Genomic DNA, 3,016 nt, shown 5'->3' on the forward strand with positions numbered 1-3,016 from the left:
CGCCCGGACCCGAGCCTGTCGCTGCGGGTCGCCGCCGCCGCGGCCACCACCCGGCTGCCCATCGCCCGGGCCACCTGCGAGTGGCTGGCCGCGTACTGCCCGCCGCTGCCCGCGCCCTGGCCGCCGGCCGCCCGGGCCGCGCTGATCACCCTGCTCGGTGCCGGTCCCGGCCTGGTGCCCGCCTGGGAGACCTGCGACCGGTACGGCCTGATCGACGGCTGGCTGCCCGAGTGGACCCGGCTGCGCAGCCTGCCGCGGCACAACCCGGTGCACCGGTTCACCCTCGACCGGCACCTGGTGCAGGCCGCGTACGAGGCGAGCCGGCACACCCGCGACGTGGACCGGCCCGACCTGCTGCTGCTCGGCGCGTTCCTGCACGACATCGGCAAGGGGCTGCCGGGCGACCACAGCACGGTCGGCGCGCCCCTGGCGGAGGCGGTGGCCGCCCGGATCGGGCTGCCCGAGGACGAGGCGGCGCTGATCGCCAAGCTGGTCCGGCTGCACCTGCTGCTGCCCGACGTGGCCACCCGGCGGGACCTCTCCGACCCGAAGACCGTCGCCGGGGTCGCCGAGCGGGTCGGCGACACCACCACCCTGGACCTGCTGCACGGCCTGGTGCGGGCCGACGCCGCGGCAACCGGGCCGGCCGCCTGGTCGGACTGGAAGGGGCGGCTGGTCGCCGAACTCGTCGCCCGGGTGCGCACCGCCCTGGACACCGGCGTGGTGCCCGCCCCACCGGCCCCCGACCCGGCGCTGGTCGCCGGGCCGCTGCCCGTCGTACACCTCGGGGAGGACCGGGTGTCGGTGGCCGCGGCCGACCGGCGGGGGCTGCTCGCCACGGTGGCCGGCTGCCTGGCCCTGCACCGGCTGGAGGTGATCTCCGCGGACGCCGCCACGGTCGACGGCCGGGCCCTGGTGCAGTGCCGGGTGCAGCCGCGCTACGGGCTGGCCCCCGACCCCATCGCGCTCAGCGCCGACCTGCGCCGCGCGGTCAGCGGCGACGTCTCGGTCACCCAGCGGCTGCGCGGCCGGGCCCTGGCCGCCCGGGGCCAGGGGGCCGCGCCCCGGGTGGTCTGGCACCGCGAGGCGGCCACCGACGCGGTGCTGCTGGAGCTGCGCGCCGCCGACGCGGCCGGGCTGCTCTACCGGGTCGCCTGCGCCCTCGACGAGGCCGGCGCCCAGGTGCGGGCCGCCCGGATCTCCACTCTCGGCGGCGACGTGGTGGACGCGTTCTACCTGGTCGGCGGCTGGCCGTCCGACGCCGACCGGGCCCGGATCGAGGCCGCCGTACTCGCCGCCGTCTGACTACGTCAGGCGACGTAGTCCGGAAGCCGCCGCCGGGGCGACGTGCCGGGGGCCGCCCGGCGGGACGCTCGGTGGCATGAACCTGCCAGTGCAGACCGAAGGGCTCACCAAACGGTACGGCGGCCTGACCGCCGTGCAGGACCTCCAGCTCACCGTCCGGGCCGGCGAGGTGTACGGCTTCCTCGGCCCCAACGGCGCCGGCAAGACCACCACCCTGCGCATGCTGCTCGGGCTGGTCCGCCCCACCGCCGGCACGGTCCGGCTGCTCGGCCGGCCGCCCGCCGCCGGCCGGCTCACCGGGGTCGGCGCGCTGATCGAGGGGCCGGCCTTCTACCCGTACCTCTCCGGCCGCGACAACCTGCGGGTGCTGGCCCGCTACGCCGGGGTCGGCGCCGACCGGGTCGCGCTCGTGCTCGACCTGGTCGACCTGACCGACCGGGCCGGCGACCGCTACGCCGGCTACTCGTTGGGCATGAAGCAGCGGCTCGGCGTGGCCGCCGCCCTGTTGAAGGATCCCCGCCTGCTGATCCTGGACGAGCCGACCAACGGCCTCGACCCGGCCGGCATGGCGGACATGCGCACCCTCATCCGCCGGCTCGGCGCGGCCGGCTGCACGGTGCTGGTCTCCAGCCACCTGCTCGGCGAGGTCGAGCAGGTCTGCGACCGGGTCGGGGTGATCGCCCGGGGCCGGCTGGTCGCCGAGGGCAGCGTCGCCGAGCTGCGCGGGGCGGCCGGGCTGCGGCTGCTCGCCGACCCGCTGGACGCCGCGGCCGAACGGGCCCGGGAACTGGTCGGCGCCGAGCGGGTCCGGGTGGTCGACGGCGGGCTGGAGCTGGCCGTCGCGCCGGACCGGGCCGCCTGGCTCAACGCCGAGCTGGTCGGGGCGGGGCTCGCCGGGGGCGGGGTGCGGCCCCGGGAACGGGACCTGGAGCAGGTCTTCTTCGACCTCGTGGAGAAGGGAACGGCCGATGTCGCGTAGTTTCCGCGCCGAGACGGTCAAGCTGGTCCGGCGGCCGGCCAGCTGGCTGCTGCTGGCCATCACGCTGGTGCTCTCGCTGATCTTCACCTACGTCTTCCCGTACGCCGGTCTCGCCAGCGGCACCGACGGGCCGAACACCGACCGGGCGCTGCCCGCGCTGCTCCCGGACCAGCTGGTCGGGAACTCCCTCGGCGGCCTGCCGGTCTTCCTCGGCTCGATCCTGCTGATCCTCGGCGTGCTCACCGTCGGCGGCGAGTACGGCTGGGGAACCTGGAAGACCGTGCTCACCCAGGGCCCGACCCGGCTGGAGGTGTACGCCGGCAAGCTGCTCACCCTGGCCGCCGCCGCGCTGGCCGTGGTGCTCGCCGTGTTCGCGGTCGGCGCGGTGGCCAGCCTGCTCATCGCGTCCGCCGAGGCGCAGCCGGTGACCTGGCCGGCGGCCGGCGACCTGCTCACCGGGATCGGGGCGGGCTGGCTCATCGCGACGATGTGGGCCATGCTCGGTGCCGTGCTCGCCGTCGCGCTGCGCGCCGTGGCCCTGCCGGTCGGGCTGGGCCTGGTGTGGATGCTCGCGGTGCAGAACCTGCTCGCCGCGATCGCCGCGCCGCTGGTCGACTGGGTGGCGAAGGCGCAGGAGGGGCTGCCCGGGCCGAACGCCGGGTCGCTGGCCGCCGCGCTCGGCGCGCCGGGGGACACGCCGGGGGTCGCGGCCGCCGTCGGTGGCGGGCGGGC

General features: G+C 77.3%; 3 protein-coding genes. All 3 read left to right on the forward strand.

What is annotated here, in order from left to right:
- Positions 1 to 1,305, forward strand: a 1,305-nt coding sequence (locus B0E53_RS34900; protein WP_146167917.1) for an HD domain-containing protein, incomplete at its 5' end; no start/stop codon positions are given.
- 76 nt (positions 1,306 to 1,381) lie between these two features.
- Complete coding sequence (locus B0E53_RS34905; protein WP_107079771.1) at positions 1,382 to 2,284, forward strand: ABC transporter ATP-binding protein; 903 nt, start codon at positions 1,382 to 1,384, stop codon at positions 2,282 to 2,284.
- On the forward strand, positions 2,274 to 3,016 hold a 743-nt coding region (locus B0E53_RS34910; protein WP_107079772.1), incomplete at its 3' end, for an ABC transporter permease subunit. The genes B0E53_RS34905 and B0E53_RS34910, both read left to right, overlap by 11 nt.

Origin of the sequence: Micromonospora sp. MH33, from assembly GCF_003013775.1 — a bacterium.
Lineage (GTDB): Bacteria > Actinomycetota > Actinomycetes > Mycobacteriales > Micromonosporaceae > Micromonospora > Micromonospora fulviviridis.

Coding starts and splice junctions, on each gene's coding strand:
- B0E53_RS34905 (WP_107079771.1), top strand. CDS start 1,382: ATGAACCTGCCAGTGCAGACCGAAGGGCTCACCAAACGGTACGGCGGC.